The 16,417-nt window shown below is 39.1% G+C and carries 21 protein-coding genes; 10 read left to right on the top strand and 11 right to left on the bottom strand.

The genetic code is table 11. The features are described 5' to 3' along the window. Positions 1-5 precede the first annotated feature (5 nt). Positions 6-227: a YuzB family protein gene (locus AC4D4A_RS06235; protein WP_066109413.1), complete on the bottom strand. Its 222-nt coding sequence runs from the start codon at positions 225-227 to the stop codon at positions 6-8. Between the two features lie 229 nt (positions 228-456). Between AC4D4A_RS06235 and AC4D4A_RS06240 the strand changes: the two genes are divergently transcribed. Next, a complete protein-coding gene (locus tag AC4D4A_RS06240; RefSeq protein WP_066109416.1) occupies positions 457-1,188 on the top strand; it encodes an RsfA family transcriptional regulator in 732 nt (243 codons plus the stop codon). 121 nt (positions 1,189-1,309) lie between these two features. Here AC4D4A_RS06240 and lipL read toward each other — a convergent pair whose 3' ends face one another. Then, on the bottom strand, positions 1,310-2,137 hold the full coding sequence (gene lipL / locus AC4D4A_RS06245) for an octanoyl-[GcvH]:protein N-octanoyltransferase (protein WP_490995084.1): 828 nt from the start codon (positions 2,135-2,137) through the stop codon (positions 1,310-1,312). A gap of 61 nt (positions 2,138-2,198) precedes the next feature. Beyond that, positions 2,199-3,176 carry a phosphate acetyltransferase gene (gene pta, locus AC4D4A_RS06250; RefSeq protein ID WP_490995085.1) on the bottom strand — a complete coding sequence of 326 codons (978 nt, stop codon included), beginning with the start codon at positions 3,174-3,176 and terminating at the stop codon, positions 2,199-2,201. Positions 3,177-3,378: 202 nt separating this feature from the next. Between pta and hemQ the strand changes: the two genes are divergently transcribed. Beyond that, positions 3,379-4,128 carry a hydrogen peroxide-dependent heme synthase gene (hemQ, locus tag AC4D4A_RS06255; RefSeq protein WP_490995086.1) on the top strand — a complete coding sequence of 250 codons (750 nt, stop codon included), beginning with the start codon at positions 3,379-3,381 and terminating at the stop codon, positions 4,126-4,128. Between the two features lie 148 nt (positions 4,129-4,276). Here hemQ and AC4D4A_RS06260 read toward each other — a convergent pair whose 3' ends face one another. Then, entirely contained in the window at positions 4,277-4,723 is a 447-nt protein-coding gene (locus AC4D4A_RS06260) for a hypothetical protein (RefSeq protein WP_490995087.1), read from the bottom strand. Between the two features lie 229 nt (positions 4,724-4,952). On the opposite strand from AC4D4A_RS06260, the gene AC4D4A_RS06265 reads away from it, so the two are divergent. Then, the gene (locus AC4D4A_RS06265; RefSeq protein WP_490995088.1) at positions 4,953-5,375 is read left to right on the top strand and encodes a cell wall hydrolase; all 423 of its coding nucleotides are present in this window, start codon (positions 4,953-4,955) and stop codon (positions 5,373-5,375) included. 33 nt (positions 5,376-5,408) lie between these two features. After that, positions 5,409-5,888, top strand: a complete 480-nt coding sequence (gerQ, locus tag AC4D4A_RS06270) for a spore coat protein GerQ (RefSeq protein WP_490995089.1) — start codon at positions 5,409-5,411, stop codon at positions 5,886-5,888. A 114-nt stretch (positions 5,889-6,002) separates the two neighbouring features. On the opposite strand, the gene AC4D4A_RS06275 is transcribed toward gerQ, so the two are convergent. The 3 genes from AC4D4A_RS06275 to AC4D4A_RS06285 all read right to left on the bottom strand — a co-directional run bounded on the left by AC4D4A_RS06275 (position 6,003) and on the right by AC4D4A_RS06285 (position 7,425). Then, on the bottom strand, positions 6,003-6,374 hold the full coding sequence (locus AC4D4A_RS06275) for a DUF423 domain-containing protein (protein ID WP_066109432.1): 372 nt from the start codon (positions 6,372-6,374) through the stop codon (positions 6,003-6,005). Between the two features lie 20 nt (positions 6,375-6,394). Beyond that, positions 6,395-6,667, bottom strand: coding sequence for a DUF5327 family protein (locus tag AC4D4A_RS06280; RefSeq protein WP_140461906.1), 273 nt, complete (start codon positions 6,665-6,667; stop codon positions 6,395-6,397). 77 nt (positions 6,668-6,744) lie between these two features. Further along, positions 6,745-7,425, bottom strand: a complete 681-nt coding sequence (locus AC4D4A_RS06285; RefSeq protein ID WP_490995090.1) for a uracil-DNA glycosylase — start codon at positions 7,423-7,425, stop codon at positions 6,745-6,747. A 164-nt stretch (positions 7,426-7,589) separates the two neighbouring features. On the opposite strand from AC4D4A_RS06285, the gene AC4D4A_RS06290 reads away from it, so the two are divergent. The 4 genes from AC4D4A_RS06290 to bshB2 all read left to right on the top strand — a co-directional run bounded on the left by AC4D4A_RS06290 (position 7,590) and on the right by bshB2 (position 10,395). After that, positions 7,590-7,943, top strand: a complete 354-nt coding sequence (locus AC4D4A_RS06290; protein WP_066109441.1) for a YflT domain-containing protein — start codon at positions 7,590-7,592, stop codon at positions 7,941-7,943. A gap of 444 nt (positions 7,944-8,387) precedes the next feature. Continuing rightward, positions 8,388-9,197, top strand: coding sequence for a pyridoxine/pyridoxal/pyridoxamine kinase (gene pdxK / locus AC4D4A_RS06295; protein ID WP_490995091.1), 810 nt, complete (start codon positions 8,388-8,390; stop codon positions 9,195-9,197). A 151-nt stretch (positions 9,198-9,348) separates the two neighbouring features. Continuing rightward, complete coding sequence (locus AC4D4A_RS06300) at positions 9,349-9,699, top strand: YojF family protein (protein ID WP_066109446.1); 351 nt, start codon at positions 9,349-9,351, stop codon at positions 9,697-9,699. Between the two features lie 18 nt (positions 9,700-9,717). Beyond that, entirely contained in the window at positions 9,718-10,395 is a 678-nt protein-coding gene (gene bshB2 / locus AC4D4A_RS06305) for a bacillithiol biosynthesis deacetylase BshB2 (RefSeq protein WP_490995092.1), read from the top strand. A gap of 166 nt (positions 10,396-10,561) precedes the next feature. Here bshB2 and AC4D4A_RS06310 read toward each other — a convergent pair whose 3' ends face one another. After that, the gene (locus tag AC4D4A_RS06310) at positions 10,562-11,422 is read right to left on the bottom strand and encodes a Cof-type HAD-IIB family hydrolase (RefSeq protein WP_490995093.1); all 861 of its coding nucleotides are present in this window, start codon (positions 11,420-11,422) and stop codon (positions 10,562-10,564) included. Beyond that, the gene (locus AC4D4A_RS06315) at positions 11,419-12,099 is read right to left on the bottom strand and encodes a DNA alkylation repair protein (protein WP_490995094.1); all 681 of its coding nucleotides are present in this window, start codon (positions 12,097-12,099) and stop codon (positions 11,419-11,421) included. Before AC4D4A_RS06315 ends, AC4D4A_RS06310 begins: the two co-directional genes overlap by 4 nt. 658 nt (positions 12,100-12,757) lie before the next feature. On the opposite strand from AC4D4A_RS06315, the gene AC4D4A_RS06320 reads away from it, so the two are divergent. Then, the gene (locus AC4D4A_RS06320) at positions 12,758-13,750 is read left to right on the top strand and encodes a YeiH family protein (protein WP_490995095.1); all 993 of its coding nucleotides are present in this window, start codon (positions 12,758-12,760) and stop codon (positions 13,748-13,750) included. A 115-nt stretch (positions 13,751-13,865) separates the two neighbouring features. Continuing rightward, positions 13,866-14,489, top strand: coding sequence for a LysE family transporter (locus AC4D4A_RS06325; RefSeq protein WP_066109461.1), 624 nt, complete (start codon positions 13,866-13,868; stop codon positions 14,487-14,489). A gap of 3 nt (positions 14,490-14,492) precedes the next feature. Here the strand turns inward: AC4D4A_RS06325 and AC4D4A_RS06330 are convergent, their stop codons facing one another. After that, entirely contained in the window at positions 14,493-15,848 is a 1,356-nt protein-coding gene (locus AC4D4A_RS06330) for an amino acid permease (RefSeq protein ID WP_490995096.1), read from the bottom strand. A 141-nt stretch (positions 15,849-15,989) separates the two neighbouring features. After that, positions 15,990-16,187, bottom strand: a complete 198-nt coding sequence (locus AC4D4A_RS06335) for a cold shock domain-containing protein (protein WP_066109465.1) — start codon at positions 16,185-16,187, stop codon at positions 15,990-15,992. Positions 16,188-16,417 lie beyond the last annotated feature (230 nt).

Here is a 16,417-nt window from a genome sequence, read left to right on the forward strand (position 1 = left end):
TTTATTTATTTTATCTTAGCTTTTACTTTTTCAATTAATTCATCTTCTGTTGGTGCAGCTACTGGACGATTATTGACGAACGCAAATGATTTTTTGCGTCCAGGTCCACAGTAGGACTGGCATCCAATCTCAATTTTTGCATCGGGATCGAGCTTGTTTAGTTTTGGTAGCAATGTCTTTAGGTTTGTAGCCTGACAGTCGTCACATACTCTAAATTCGTTCGACATGACCGCCTATCCTTTCTTGCCAAAAAATTTGACTCTTTGTTAGTTGTGAGCCTCTTGGGACTAAAGCGTATTGTATCACTCCGGCTCCCCTATTTGCAAGAATCGGCTAAATATCTATTAGGTTAATGAAAAAATCTAGTAACCTGTATAAACTTTGTTCTTTTTGTCCATGCTAGAACCATAATTTGCAAATTTATTTTAAATCTTATAGAAAAGGGAGTTGCAGATCATGAAAATCAGACAAGATGCATGGACTGAAGAAAATGATTTATTACTAGCAGAAACTGTTTTAAGACACGTCCGCGAAGGCAGTACCCAATTGAATGCATTTGACGAAGTTGGAGATAAATTGAACCGTACCGCCGCTGCTTGTGGATTTAGATGGAATGCGGTTGTAAGACATACTTATGAGAAAGCATTGCAGCTTGCCCGTAAACAGCGTAAACAACGCCAAAGATTGCTTGGAAAGGATCAGGGCGGCAAAAAGAAAATCCTATACCAGCCACCGACTCCATCTTTACGAGACTTTGAAACAGTGACTACCGCAATGGAAGATGAATTGATGGACATGGATATTTCCACCGAACAAAAAGATACTGAAACATTTGAGCAAACAAGCCTATTTCCAGTGCTGGAAGAATACAAGACTCCGGCTTTGACGATGGACGATGTTATTGTATTCTTACAATCTTATGATACAAACAGCCTGAAACTGCAAGCATTACAATCTGAAAATGAAAGATTGCGCCTTGAAATCAGGGAACTGAAAAATACAAATAAAGAATTGCAGCACAAGCTTGATAATGTTGAAGAAAATACCGTTACGATTCAGGAAGACTACGAAACACTCATGAATATTATGAATCGTGCCCGTAAATTAGCTTTATTGGATGAAGATGACCGACAAGCTACTAAATTTAAGATGGATCGTAATGGAAATCTAGAAAAAATCGCAGAATAAATATAAAAAGCCGGCTCCTTCATAAGAGCCGGCTTTCATCTGTACTATCAAACCATTCTCACTTTCATTCAAGCATATAAGATACTACTTTTGACAGCCCCTTCTAAAACAATAGAAAGATTTAATCGATTGCCAATTTCGCATTGCGGTCTTGCATTCTTTCTAAATAGGATTCAAACAGTGGCATTTCTGCTTCCGTCAAAGAATTCATCTCAATCTGCCCGGAATGATCCTGTAATGCCTTCATTAAGCGTAGCATTACATCATTGACAGTCAGCTCGACACCGAGCAAATCAGATAAGGAAGCCATAACTTTTGGATCCACAGTAGGGTAAACAAATTTCGTCTCAGTCCCATTTAGAGCAATTTTATAAAAATCTCTCACTAATGCGGCTCTTTGTTCAGCATCCCCATTGATATCCAAGTAGATTTGTACTGCTACACCATGACGGATTCTCCTTTGAGAGATACCGGCAAATTTTTTGCCATCAATGCTTAAATCATAGCTTCCCGGACAATAAGAGCCTACGATTTCACCCGCTTTAATCTCATTATCAAAGTCTCGAAACATGTACTTGATCAGTTCCCACATAGCGTCATATCCGCGATTAATCTCTATTTTCCGGTCTTTTTCCGGAAAAACAAGCGTCAGGTTCAAAATTCCTTCATCCAATACAACGGCCAATCCGCCTGAATTTCGGACAATACAGTCATAGCCCTTCTCATGCAGGAAATCAGCAGCTTGCTTCAGCATCGGGAGCCTACCGTCCTGTATACCCATCACAACTGTTTTTTGATGAACCCAAGCCCGTACGGTAACCGGTGAGTTCCCAGCTCCAACTGAAGCGCATAATGTATCGTCAATCGCAAATGATTGAATGGCACGTGTATGCATACCTGATTGACTATGGTCAATGATTCTCCAGCGATCCTGTTGTAATAAATTCATCTTACCTCTCTCCATCTATAAAAAAATAGGCGCCAAAGGGCGCCATAGGTCACTTATAAACTTATTTTACCAAAGCTTGAGAAGCTGTGATCAGTGCAAGGTTGTATACATCCTCTGCATTACATCCTCTGGATAGGTCGTTCACAGGAGCATTTAGACCTTGCAGGATTGGTCCAACTGCTTCAAATCCGCCAAGGCGCTGTGCAATTTTATATCCAATATTACCTGCTTCAAGGCTAGGGAATACAAATACATTTGCAGAACCTTGAAGTGGAGAGTTAGGAGCTTTAGATGCAGCAACAGATGGAACAATCGCTGCGTCGAATTGAATTTCTCCGTCTACGATTAATTGTGGGTCCATCTCCGTTACAAGCTTAACAGCATCCGCCACTTTTGTTGTTTCTTCAGATACAGCAGAACCAACTGTGGAGAAGCTAAGCATTGCAACACGTGGATCTAAATCAAACATGCGCGCTGTTCTAGCACTTTCAATTGCAATTTCGGCAAGATCCTGGCTATCTGGAGCAATGTTGATTGCGCAGTCTGCAAATACGTATTTTTCATCACCTTTAACCATGATGAATACTCCAGACGTCTTTTTAACGCCTGCTTTTGTTTTAATGATTTGCAATGCAGGACGTACTGTATCTGCTGTAGAATGCGCAGCACCGCTGACCAAACCATCTGCTTTATTTAGATATACAAGCATTGTTCCGAAATAGTTTTCGTCAAGTAAGATTTTACGTGCTTGTTCTTCAGTCGCTTTACCTTTACGACGTTCAACGAAAGCTGTCACAAGCTCGTCCATCATAATATATGTAGCAGGATCGTAAATTTCCATATTATCTACAGAAATATTCATATCCTTCGCTTTTTTTGTGATTTCATCAATATTTCCAACTAAGATTGGAATGATTGTTTTATCAGCTGCCAATCTTCCGGCTGCTTCAAGAATTCTTTCATCCATTCCTTCTGGGAATACAATTCGCAATTGATTGCCAGAAACTTTTTCTTTTAAAGTTGTAAATAAATTACTCATTTTTTATGTCCTCCTCAAAATGTCACTCTACCTAGAATACACCTTTATGATGAATTATTTAATAGGTTTGCCTTATTTTTTAAAATTATAGCGGTATGTCAAAATATCGACAAGTTTATTGAAGACTTGATTCAAGAAAATATTCCATTGATTGTGATATAGTAAATGGCATGAACGAAATGTTATGTAGGAGATGATAAGTATGAGTGAAGCAGCTAAAACATTAGACGGTTGGTATTGTTTACACGACTTCCGTACAATTGACTGGTTATCCTGGAAAATGTTACCTGAAGACGAACGCGCCACTGCCATCAATGAATTCCTGGGATTGGTTGAAAAATGGAATAAAACTCAGAATGAAAACCAAGGCAGTCATGCTCTTTATACAATTGTCGGACAAAAAGCAGACTTTATGATGATGCTTTTACGCCCAACAATGGAAGAATTAAATGCACTTGAATTAGAGTTTAATAAAACTAAATTAGCAGAGTTCACAATTCCGGCACATTCTTATGTATCTGTTGTTGAGCTAAGTAATTATCTGCCTTCTGATTCAGATGAAGATCCATATCAGAATCCTCATGTTCGTTCCAGACTATACCCGATCTTGCCGACATCTAAGCATGTTTGCTTCTATCCGATGGACAAGCGTCGTCAAGGCAATGATAACTGGTATATGCTTCCGATGGAGGATCGTAAAAAACTTATGTATTCTCACGGAATGATTGGCCGACAATATGCTGGCAAGGTTAAACAAATTATTTCTGGATCCGTAGGATTCGATGATTATGAGTGGGGCGTTACTCTTTTCGCAGATGACGTTCTCCAATTTAAAAAATTGGTTTATGAAATGCGTTTCGATGAAGTGAGTGCCCGTTACGGTGAATTTGGTTCCTTCTTTGTTGGAAATATCCTTACACCTGAACGTATCAGCGAATTTTTACATGTTTAAATAGGATAAAAGGAAGTGCCTTTAAAAGCCATTATACATGGTGGATAGGGCACTTTTTTGTTGTCTAAGCACCAGGATTTTCGCTTTAATAGTCCAGGTTGTGAATACCCAGAACACACTACTTTTTATTTATTTACACAGAAATGATTTATCGAGGAATTTTAGACTTGTAATTTTGAAAGATGACAGCTAAGATTATCAAAATAATCATGATAACAGCAGCTATGAAATAGAAATTAATAATAATATTCATTATATGGAATGGAGCTTCATAATCATAAACAGCCTTGACCCACCGCTTATCATCTTTTACTGCAATTGCAGTGGATACCGGTGTCCCCTTTATTTCATAATACTCTGTCCCCTTCGGATAAAGGTTTGAAGCATTTCCCCAATAACTGCCTGTCTCGTCATTTGCTTCAGTATCCACTTCCCCTATGTTCATACCAATCTCATGATCTTCAATCAATTCGTTTTCTCTAACTTCATAAACCTTCCCTTCCCAAACAACAAAGACTGATGCCCATTTTAATGCCTGAGCATTTGAGGAAGATATAACGATAAATAAAAACGATAACAGCATGATTTTTTTCATAAATACCTCCGGACAGCTAACCTTTTTAAATTTCTTTATAAAAAAAATATGTGAATAATAAATTCCACAATATAAGGCAATCTCCCTGCTGCTCTTATTGAAATGGATTAAGTAATATCCTTTTTTATCATAAGCCGGTCTCCCCCTGCATAATTTTCTATAGTGAGCATACCTTTTACGTATCAACAACACATCATGAAATGACCTATCGAAAAGAGGTGCTTCAAGCATGGCAGTTATAAAAGCTACTGAGGAGGATATAAAAGTTCTCGCCCGATTAATGAGAGCGGAAGCTGAGGGCGAAGGAAACTTGGGCATGCTATTAGTCGGCAATGTCGGCGTCAACAGAGTTCGTGGTGAATGTTTGGATTTTGTGAATATCCGATCGATTCCTCAAATGGTGTTCCAAAACCCCGGTGGATTTGAATCGACACAAAAAGGATACTTTTATCAACGTGCCAGAGAGAGTGAAATCAGGCTGGCTAGAAGAGTCGTCAACGGGGAACGTTTTAATCCGGCCACGAACTCCCTTTGGTTCTTCAGACCAGAAGGAAGCTGCCCGGCCCAATGGTATGGTCAATATAATTCCGGGCGATACAAATCACATTGTTTCTTTTCACCGACACAAGCTGATTGTCCAACAGTTTTTTAGAAAACTATTGTTTAACAGAGGAGGAGTCATTTTATGAAACAACCGGGTTCACAATCATACGGGGGCGGGCAACCGTACGGAGGAGGATATCAAGTCCCTTATAATCCCTATATGGCAGGACAAACAGGCATGGGGCAACAACAACAGTTTCAGCCACAACAACAGCAACAACAACTGCCCTTTCCGGCGCAGTCATATACTCTAGGTGGTGGGTCACCGTTACAAACATCTCCGTCGCTTGCTCCGGGTCAATTCGTAGAACAATCCTATATCGAAAATATTCTGCGCTTGAATCGTGGTAAACTCGCTTCGGTATATATGACATTTGAAGGAAGTAAAGATGGCAATACCCGACTATTCAAAGGAATTATCGAAGCAGCCGGTCGAGATCATGTAATCTTAAGTGATCCTCAAACTGGTATGCGCTACCTGTTACCATTGATTTATCTCGATTATGTAACCTTTGATGAAGAAATCGAGTACTCCTATCCTTTTGGAAACTCGTCTCGTTAATGATGAAGGGTAGACATTTCGAGAATAAAGAAATTTGATGAACCATTCATCACTATAGTACATAGAAAAACCGCTTATGTCAGACATAAGCGGTTTTTCTATAAATCTAGCAAATTATGAATATTTATAAACGGCTACAATCATTAATACCCATGAAGCAATAAATGCAACACCGCCAAACGGCGTTATAATACCTAGCTTACCAATACTTGCTACACTGAGTACATATAGGCTTCCAGAAAAGAGGATAATTCCAACTAACATGAGCCAACCTGACCAATTTAACAATTGATGTGAAGATAATCGATCCCACAGCAATCCGATTGCCAATAATCCACCTGCATGAAACATTTGATACTGAACGGCTGTTTTCCAGACCGCCAGAGACTTTTCAGAAATCTTTCCCTCCAGCCCATGAGCTCCGAATGCACCGCATGCCACGGACATCGCAGCATTAATGGCTGCTATAATAATAAATGTTTTCATCCTCGTTTTCTCCTTTGCGTTTAAAAATCAAGCAGTGAATCCCCGTTTGCATCCTCCATCTTAACTGGTTCCTCCTGCGGAAGAGAGACAGTTGGATTCGTTTGCTGAATTGGATTATATGGAACAGTTTTCTTCACGGTTTGTCCTTCCGCCTTGGTATGATCACTTATGACCAAGTCGATTAAGCTTTGAACTGCAATTAGGTAACCATTCCTTTTTTCAGCAGGCGCCATTTTAGCCTTCTGAATCAGTTCATCCATTTTGTCCAATACCTTTTCTGATGTTATTTCCACAGATTCACACCTCTTACCTTCATCTCTTCTTATTCAATTCTATCCTAACTTCGCCAAGGAATCTATTTTTCACAACCTCATGAATTTGGAATGGACCAGTCGATTTCCTCTAACCCATTTTGTCTGAGAAACTCATTCGTTCTAGAAAATGGCTTGCTTCCAAAGAAACCTCGACGGGCAGATAGCGGGCTCGGGTGAACCGAGGTAATGATGTGATGTTTCTTCTGATCAATTAAATGAATTTTGGATTGTGCTGGTTTTCCCCATAATAGGAAAACAACCGGTTCTGATTTTTCATTCATTGTCTCGATTATTTTATCTGTTAATCGCTCCCATCCTTTCCCCTTATGTGAATGGGCTTCTCCCTGTCTGACAGTCAGAACGGTATTTAACAAAAGTACCCCCTGATCCGCCCAACTTTTCAAATATCCATGGTTAGGGACTGGAATTCCCAAGTCATCATTTAGTTCCTTAAAAATATTTCGCAGTGATGGCGGGAGAGCGACTCCAGGCTGTACAGAGAAACTCAATCCATGAGCCTGATTGGGTCCATGGTAAGGATCCTGCCCGAGCAATACCACTTTGACGGATTTAAAATCAGTATAGTGCAAAGCGTTATAGATATCTTCAGCCTTTGGATAGACAATCTCGTTTTCATACTCCTTTTTTATAAAATCACGCAGTGCTACATAATACGGTTGTTTGAATTCATCCTGTAAATACTCCAGCCAGTCATTCTGTAAAATTTGGTAACTCATCCAATCCACTCCTTTATATACTCAGAAATTATTATATTTCGAACAATATTTTCCTCTTACACTCTCTTACCCTACTCAACTTATGTTTATAGATTTTTTAATAGGTTATATAAACACTGTAACTACATTTTAAATTAAAATCCAAAAATCGAGGTGGATGCAAGATGTATCAAGTTTTTGTAGTAGAAAATTCAGTTCAAGCTAAAGAGAAAGTTGAACAACTTGCAGCTGAGGGTTTTACAAAAGAGAATGTTTATCTGTTTTCCCATAACAAAGAGTTTTCGAAGGACTTAACTGATGCTACGGATACAGGCAACATTGGTATTGGTGAACAAGGTTTCTTTGAAAGTGTAGGAAATCTGTTCAAAAAACGCGGTGACGAATTGCGCAGCAAGCTTCAATCACTTGGATTATCTGAGTTAGAAGCACAACAATATGAAAAAGACCTTGATGACCACAAAATTGTTATTGTTACTTCGAACCAGGCAAGTGATATTGATAATACAAAAATTATGTAACCGACACAGCATAAAAAGGGCTTAAGGATGGGTTCTCCCTTCCTTGAGCCCTTTTTTAATACCCTCTAATAACATCACATTCGTAAATATCCATCTGATGTTATTACACACAATCAATCATTGTCCATTCTTATCTGCCAGGATCAGATTTTGGGTAAGTAGCTAGCAGCGCTGTACTATGTCTTAATTATCATATAAGCGTTATTGTTATCCTCAATTTTTCACTTATAGTATCATTACTATATGAGTTCTTAGCTCTATAAACTCTTACTGTATACTTCCGGTTTATATCCGTGATAAAATACCACAAAATGGTAATTAGATGTTTATGGTTCACGGATTATGTATACAATTAACAGCATCAGTTTTTTTCCATACATATTGTTTTGGTATGTATTATAAAGTATAACTAAATTAAGTTTTATAATGAGGGAGGATAGGCCAATGAGTCTAAAAAAAGCATTGACTATAGCTGGATCAGACAGCAGCGGCGGAGCAGGACTTCAAGCAGATTTAAAAACATTCCAGGAGCTTGGCGTTTATGGAATGACTGCTGTTACTTCAATTGTTGCAATGGACCCTAAAAATAACTGGTCTCATAATGTATTTTCTATTGATGTTTCAACTGTGGAGGCACAACTGGATACAATCCTTTCTACAGGAATTGATGCCATGAAAACAGGGATGCTTGGGACCGTTGATATTATTGAATTGGCTGCACGAAAAATTAAAGAGTATGGCCTTGATAAAGTCGTCATAGACCCTGTAATGGTTTGCAAAGGGACAGATGAAGTGTTAATGCCTGAGAATACAGTGGCAATGAGAGAATTGCTTCTCCCTCTTGCTACGGTTGTAACACCAAATCTTTTTGAGGCTTGGCAATTATCCGGGATTGGCCCCATCACTACTATTGATGAAATGAAACAAGCTGCAAAGATTATCCATGATCAAGGGGCAAAATATGTCCTTATCAAGGGTGGCACTAAACTTGATGGGCAAGATAAAGCAATTGACCTAATTTATGATGGAACAGACTATACCATCCTTGAATCCGAAAAGTTTGCGACTACTTATACCCATGGTGCCGGTTGTACAACTGCTGCAGCCATTACTGCTGAGCTGGCTAAAGGAAAAACAGTTGAAGAAGCCTTGGCTAATGCAAAGGAATTTATCTCAGCCGCTATTGAACATAGCTGGAAGCTAAATGAATTTGTTGGACCAGTTATGCATGGTGCTTACCGTACATATAAATAATTTCTTCTTTATAACAGGCTGTCCGAAATTTAGGACAGCTTTTTTCCATCTCCATTTTTAGCAATTTTTCAGATAATTTAGTATCATAATTAATACAACACTAATTTAATAGGAAACTAATGTGTTCCTTTTTATATAGGAGGTAATCTTAATGAAGCCAATTGACCTGCTTGATTCACAAAAAGCGCTGCAATCATATGCCGGTTTACAGGTTTATTTGCATTTAGAGACAACAAACGGCGCTTATGCCACTCATAATGACGAATCATTCTTCTCAGCAGGTGCGTTTATCCGCAATGTTTCTATTTGTTTTGAAGAAGGTAAAATTATCGGAGACGGTCCTTATCGCGTGGGATTAAGGATGAAGGAAGGCTGGGTATACGCTGAAGGGATTACCCATTATGAAATCGATGAATTTGGCCGCCTTTTAATGGCTGGACTCGACCAGAGCGGAAGACTGGCTGTCGCTTTTGAAATCAGTACTGCCCCGTTTGATAAATAACAAGGAGTTGGGATAAAAATGGATAAAGAGAAACATGTATTAGTCATATTCCCTCATCCTGATGATGAGGCATTTGGGGTTTCCGGAACAATCGCCTCTTATACAAGAGCTGGTACTCCCGTTACCTATGCATGCTTAACGCTTGGTGAAATGGGTCGTAATCTTGGAAATCCTCCTTTTGCAACACGGGAAAGCCTCCCGAAAATCCGTAAGAAAGAATTAATAGACGCTGCACAAATAATGGGTATTAAAGATTTACGTATGATGGGACTGCGCGATAAAACTGTTGAATTCGAAAATGAAGAGTGGTTAGCCAATCAAATGACCAAGCTTATTGATGAGCTTGACCCTTCTCTTATTATTACTTTCTATCCAGGATTCAGCGTCCATCCAGATCACGAGGCTTGCGGAAGAGCTGTTGTACAGGCAGTCTCTAAAATCAATCCTGAAAAAAGACCGAAGCTTCATTGTGTAGCCTTTTCCAACAACCATCAGGATGTCCTTGGAGAGCCTGATATCATAAATAATATTCAGGATGTAATTGAGACTAAACTAAAGGCAATCTCTGCCCACCGCTCTCAAACCGAGGCGATGATGGCTGGTTGGCCTGAATTACTCGCCCAAAAGAATAAAGAGCTTGAAAGCCGCCTTTTCTTTGAAAGATTTTATTCATATAAATGGCCTGAAAAAATATAAGAATTAGGATTTAGAAAAGCTGTCATACTAATGACGGCTTTTTTTGCATAAAAAAACCGCCTTCATTACTAAAGGCGGTTCAAAAAAAAGGGGGGGATACTTTGGAAAACTTCATTGTAGTACTATGATAGCCATATTCTGGCCCATCTATACCTAATTTTTAAAATTATTTTTGAACGATGTGCTTATAAATGATATGGGCGACACCATCATCTTCATTTGTTAAGGTGACATCCTTGCAAAGCCCCTTAATCTCATCGGATGCATTACCCATAGCAACGGACAGTCCCGCTTTTTCGAACATAGATACATCATTAAAGTTATCTCCAACAGCAATTGTTTCTTCAAGTGGGATTTGTAATTTTTTTAGCAATTTCTCCAAAGCTATGCCTTTAGAAACACCACTCTGGTTAATTTCGATATTCCCTTTACCGGATGAAGTGACCGTTAGTCCTTCCATCTCTCCAAGGATTGTGCCCGTATTTTTTAATTTACTCTTATCAGAGGAAAAGACTAGTATTTTGTATATTTCGATATCCTCTTCATTAATTAGCTGGAAGTAATCATCTGTCGCAAATAAGAATCCAAATTTAATTCTGCCTTCAGCAAATTCACGAACTTTTTCTTCTTCCTGATCGGGATTGGCACTCAAGATGATATCGACGAGTGAATCAATAGCCTTTTCGGGGTTTTTGGAAAATGTCCCCCTGTTTGTATACATTTCAAAATAAAGACCCATTTCTTCCAAAAGCTTAACTGTCTCCACTAAGCTCTCTTGCTTCATCGGATTGGAATCTACCAAACTGCCTTCCTGATTATAAACAGCTGCTCCATTTAAACTGATAATAGGGCAGTGAAAGTTAATTTCATCAAGTGCAAACCTTGCTTCTTTATAAGATCGGCCCGTAGCAACAATTACTTGTCCCCCGCTATCCCTTACTGCCTCCATCGCCTTTCGGTTCTCGTCACTTACCATCTGATGTTCATTCAGTAATGTCCCATCCATATCGGTTGCTATACATTTCATACAGGTTCCCCCTTTAGAAAATGCTTACTACCTTCTCTTCTGCTGAGAGGTGCAAGCTCTGTTTTTTTTATAAAGTTCTTCACAGACTCCGGATCCGTTTTTGAATATTCTCTCAGTGCCCACCCAATCGCTTTTTGAATAAAGAATTCTTTACTATTCGCATTCTTCAAAATGTAATCATATAAGATTCTCTCATTTGTTTGACCTTTATAGGATAGTTGAAAGAGGATTGCTGTTCTACGTAGCCACATATTATTATCTATTACCCAATCATTCATGATAGTATCTATTAAATCAGGATTTCTTAATACCAAATCACCAACCAGCTTAGAGGCAATCATGTCTACAGTATCCCACCATGATTTTGTTGTAATTAATGTTTTTAACAACGGTAAATCCTTTACTTCCAGTTTCCCAATATAGTTAGCGAGGTAATCAAGTGCAGCATTTTGCCATTCTCTTTCCGGCATATCCCAAAGCTTTAAGCAAAATTCATGTGAAAGCGGCATAGCAAGAATACCGGTTTCCTTAAAAAATACAGACATACACTTTCTTCTTTCCGGGGTTTTAATCCCGTAAAAAGGAAATTGATTCTTCATATATCGCGCCATTGCTACTGCTTGTTCTTCATTCTTTTCATTCTCAAATAACTGTTTTAAACGATTAATATAATCCACATTTCCACCTCACCTATTCTTCCCTTTATAAGCCAACTTCAGGGCCTAACCGCTCGAGTCATAAGTGTAGCTGCTGCAGTAGAGGAAAAGCGCTCTCCCTCCGTGCTTGTCGGAGCTGGGCAGTCGCCTCAGCTTTTTGATTAATCTAGCTTCGGCTCCTAGCTCCTCGAGGTCATAAGGATAGCCTCTACGGAGGTCAACAGGACGTTGATCACAAAGACGTTGCCACACGATGTGGCGTTCTTAGTCTTTGTTCCTTAATTCGCCTGCCTTCGAGCCTCTCCTTATGCTTGTCGGAGCTGGGCAGTCGCCTCAGCTTTTTGTATAATCCAGCTTTAGGGCCTAGCCGCTCGAGTCATAAGTGTAGCTGCTGCAGTAGAGGAAAAGCGCTCTCCCTCCGCACCTCCTCTTATGCTAGTCGCGGCTGGGCAAGGCCCTTCAGCTTTTTGTATAAAAGAACCTGAGTTGGATAAACATACAATTAATTAATTGAGTGTTACCTCTTTTTTATTAAGTCTAAGAATATTAAACTAAGGAAGTGGCTTCATGGAAGCTATTGCCATAACTTACAATAACCTGGCTATGTATATACATATATTCTACGCATACATAATGCCTGTTTTCAAATTTAGTGATGAAAGAATTAGGAGTGACTACTATGACTAAACAAACTCAATCTCCTTTATCATTTTGGGGAGGTATAGGCTTCACGGCCTTATTGGCACTGCTTGGATTTGTCCTTGCCGAATTGCCGTTTTTTGAATACATAGGGCCATTAGCATGCAGTATTTTGCTCGCCATCCTGTATCGTAATATTCGCAGCTATCCAACAAATTTACGGACGGGCGTTCATTTTTCAGCAAGAATTCTCTTACGTGCTGCCATCATTTTATATGGGTTGAAATTAGATATGCAGATTATTTTTAGTGAAGGTCTTGGCCTTTTGGGTAAAGCTCTGATTTGTATCGTATTCTCTGTAGCCCTCATGGTATTGCTTGGTAAATGGCTGAAGGTCGATCCAATGATTTCTTTCCTGCTTGGTGCAGGGACAGGAATATGCGGCGCAGCGGCTATAGCAGCGGTTTCACCTATAGTGGATTCAAAAGAAGAGGACACGGCGATGAGCGTCGGAATGATTGCATTGATTGGTACAATTTTTTCAGTCGTCTATACCATACTACTTCCAATTCTCCCCCTAACACCTACTGAATATGGAATTTGGTCCGGACTTAGCTTACATGAATTGGCTCATGTAGCTTTAGCGTCTGAGCCTGCTGGGGAAGCTGCTGTTACAATGGCTTTATTAGCTAAATTATGTCGTGTTTTCTTATTGATTCCTTTCTGTTTTGTATTAGTGTTCTGGATGAAACGTAAACAAGGTGCTGGCAGTCAATCATCCATTCCATTTCCATGGTTTCTGTTAGGATTTCTGGCCTTAAGTATTTTTAGAACTTATCTTGCTGGCTCCTGGTTTCCTGAATACCTATATGATTACATTGCCATGCTGACCACTTTTCTACTTTCGATGGCTATGGCTGGGCTAGGCTTAACGATTGATTTAAAAGAGCTTAAGAAACGAGCAAGCCTTCCCTTGCTTACAATGGTTATTACATCCGTTCTTTTATCAATTCTGACATATTTTTGGGCATGAGCCATTTGAGGCTTATGCCTCTTTTTTATGTTTCCTTAAACTATTCTTTTTTGTCGTACAAGCCTGTATACATGCATATGATAATTTGAGCAATTAAAATGGAGGTATAAATTGTATGTATGGATTATTGGGATATGTCTATCTAGGAATTTCCTTATCGGCTCCTATCGGACCAATTAATGCTGCACAAATGGAAATTGGTTTAAGGCATGGATTCTTAAATGCCTGGGTATTCGGTCTGGGCGCTATACTAGCCGATATCTGCTATATGCTTGTTGTTTATACCGGGTTGGCTCAATATATGCAAGTTCCTCTAATCCAAACCTTTCTCTGGCTATTTGGTGCTTTCGTTCTTACTTATTCCGGAGTAGAGAGTCTGGTTGCTGTTTATCATAAAAAAAACCAAAGCAATATACGGAACAAGGATATCACTCGTTCCTTTCGCTCTGGCTTTTTTATGTCGCTATTAAATCCATTGTCCATTCTTTTTTGGCTGGGCATCTATGGCTCTGTACTCGCTAAAACCGTAAGTCACTTATCTCCTCAGCAAATCATCATTAACAGCTTGGCCATCCTTTTGGGGATATTAATTTGGGACTACTCAATGGCGATGATGGCATCCATATTTAGGCGCTATTTAACCAATAAACTCTTAGCGGGAATTTCAATCATATCTGGAATTTCCTTAGTTGGCTTTGGGATCTATTTTGGAGTTATGGGGGTTCAATCCCTAATTTAATCGTTAGTTATGGATTCTTCGCCTTGTTAAAGGCCGTTTTCGTTTTCGAATAATAGCCATAATAATTGTAATCAGGCTTACAAAAGAAACAAAAGCTAGACTTACGAAAAAGCCCATTCTCGTGTCCTTTTCAATGACCGTCCCAACAATAGCCAGCAAAATAAGCCCAAGCCCTATAGTTCGTTTTATTTTATCCTTTGTTTTTAGGTCAGCGAGCTTGGAATACGTCAACAGGATTAATATCCAATTGTACAGGATGAGTAAACTCGCACCAGTCGTAAAGTATTCATAGACCTTATCCGGCATCACTCTTGACAGAACGATAGAGATCAGCAAACCAGTCACTGTTACAGCAAAAGCAGGCAGAGGGATTGCGAACCGCCCTTTTTTTCCCAATATTTTCGGGGCATCTCGATCCTCAGCTAAGGTCGTCAGCATATTTGCAACAGAAAAAAGTGAAGCCGACATTGTTGAAAAACCGGCAATTATCAGAGCTCCATTAAAAAGATGCATAATGAACCTAAATGGATAATAACTAAGCACCGTTAAAAACGGGCTTTCTTTTAGATTAACCTTATCCCATGGCAACAGCATTACGACTAAGCCTAGGGATATGATGTAAATAACGGTTAATGCTAGAATCATGACTCTCCCTGCTTTTGGAGCATCCTCTTTTTTCTCTAATCGCATAGACATAATACCCAGAACTTCAATACCTCCAAAGGCAAAAAAAGCAAAAACGAGAGATGACCAAGTTTTCTTCCAATCTGTAGGAAAAACCTCCTTAACCGTTGAAGGAAAATCAAGTGTTTCTTTTCCATCAATCACACCACACAAGCCAAGGATCACGATAATGACAAACATTAAAATTGCGGATACTTTAACGATTGCACTGACATTCTCCATCGGTTCAAACAGCTTTGCCCCAATAATAATAACAATCAGTCCAAGTGCTCCGTAGATGGCTGCAAATATCCATAAAGGAAATTCAGGAAACCAAAACCTAGAAAACAGGGACAGGGCTGTTAATTGGCTTCCCATTATAAGCATTTCTGAAAACCAGTAAACCCACCCATTTAAGAATCCAAAAGAACGTCCAAACGCCTTACGGGAGTATGTACGAAAAGACCCTTTTTGAGGATCTTTTTCCGTCATCTTTGCTAAAGCCTCATATACGATATATGTCGTACAAGCGGCAAGTATAAACGCAATTAATATTGATGGGCCGGCAAGCCTGATTCCTAATCCGGAACCTAGGAAAAAGCCGGTTCCAATTGTACAGCCTATCCCTATAAGGGAAAGCTGCCACCATTGCAGTTTTTTCTTTTCTTGATTTTTTGTCGCTGCTGCTTTTTTCATATCCTATTCCGCCCTTTGATTTATATCAGACTGTATCCTCAATTAATCTGCTCCATCCAGGCGAAACTTATGCTTTATTTGCTTGCCAATATAAAAAGGGTACAATCCGAAAAGGATTGTACCCGATGGTTTTAAATTTAATTAGATACGCTCTACATTAGCAGCTTGTGGTCCGCGATTTCCATCAACGATTTCGAATTCAACTTCTTGACCTTCTTCAAGAGTTTTGAATCCTTCACCTTGAATAGCAGAGAAGTGTACGAATACATCGTCACCATCTTCACGCTCGATAAAACCAAAACCTTTTTCTGCATTAAACCATTTTACTTTTCCGACCATTTTTTTGGCCCCCTAACTTTTAGTGAAAATTTTAAAAGTAGAAAACCAGAAAAACCTTTTCTGTCTAAGCATGTACTTAAAGACTGTAAAAATTTTTTTGATCTTCAAACCTTTTTGCTGTTTTATTGTAACATACCGTTTCCTAATTAACAAACAATTTAAACAAATCAAACTAATCCAAAATGTGATGGTTATTCCAATATAGGGTAAAAATATAGTTTGTATATTCT

The organism is Pradoshia sp. Z5_111, assembly GCF_058267535.1.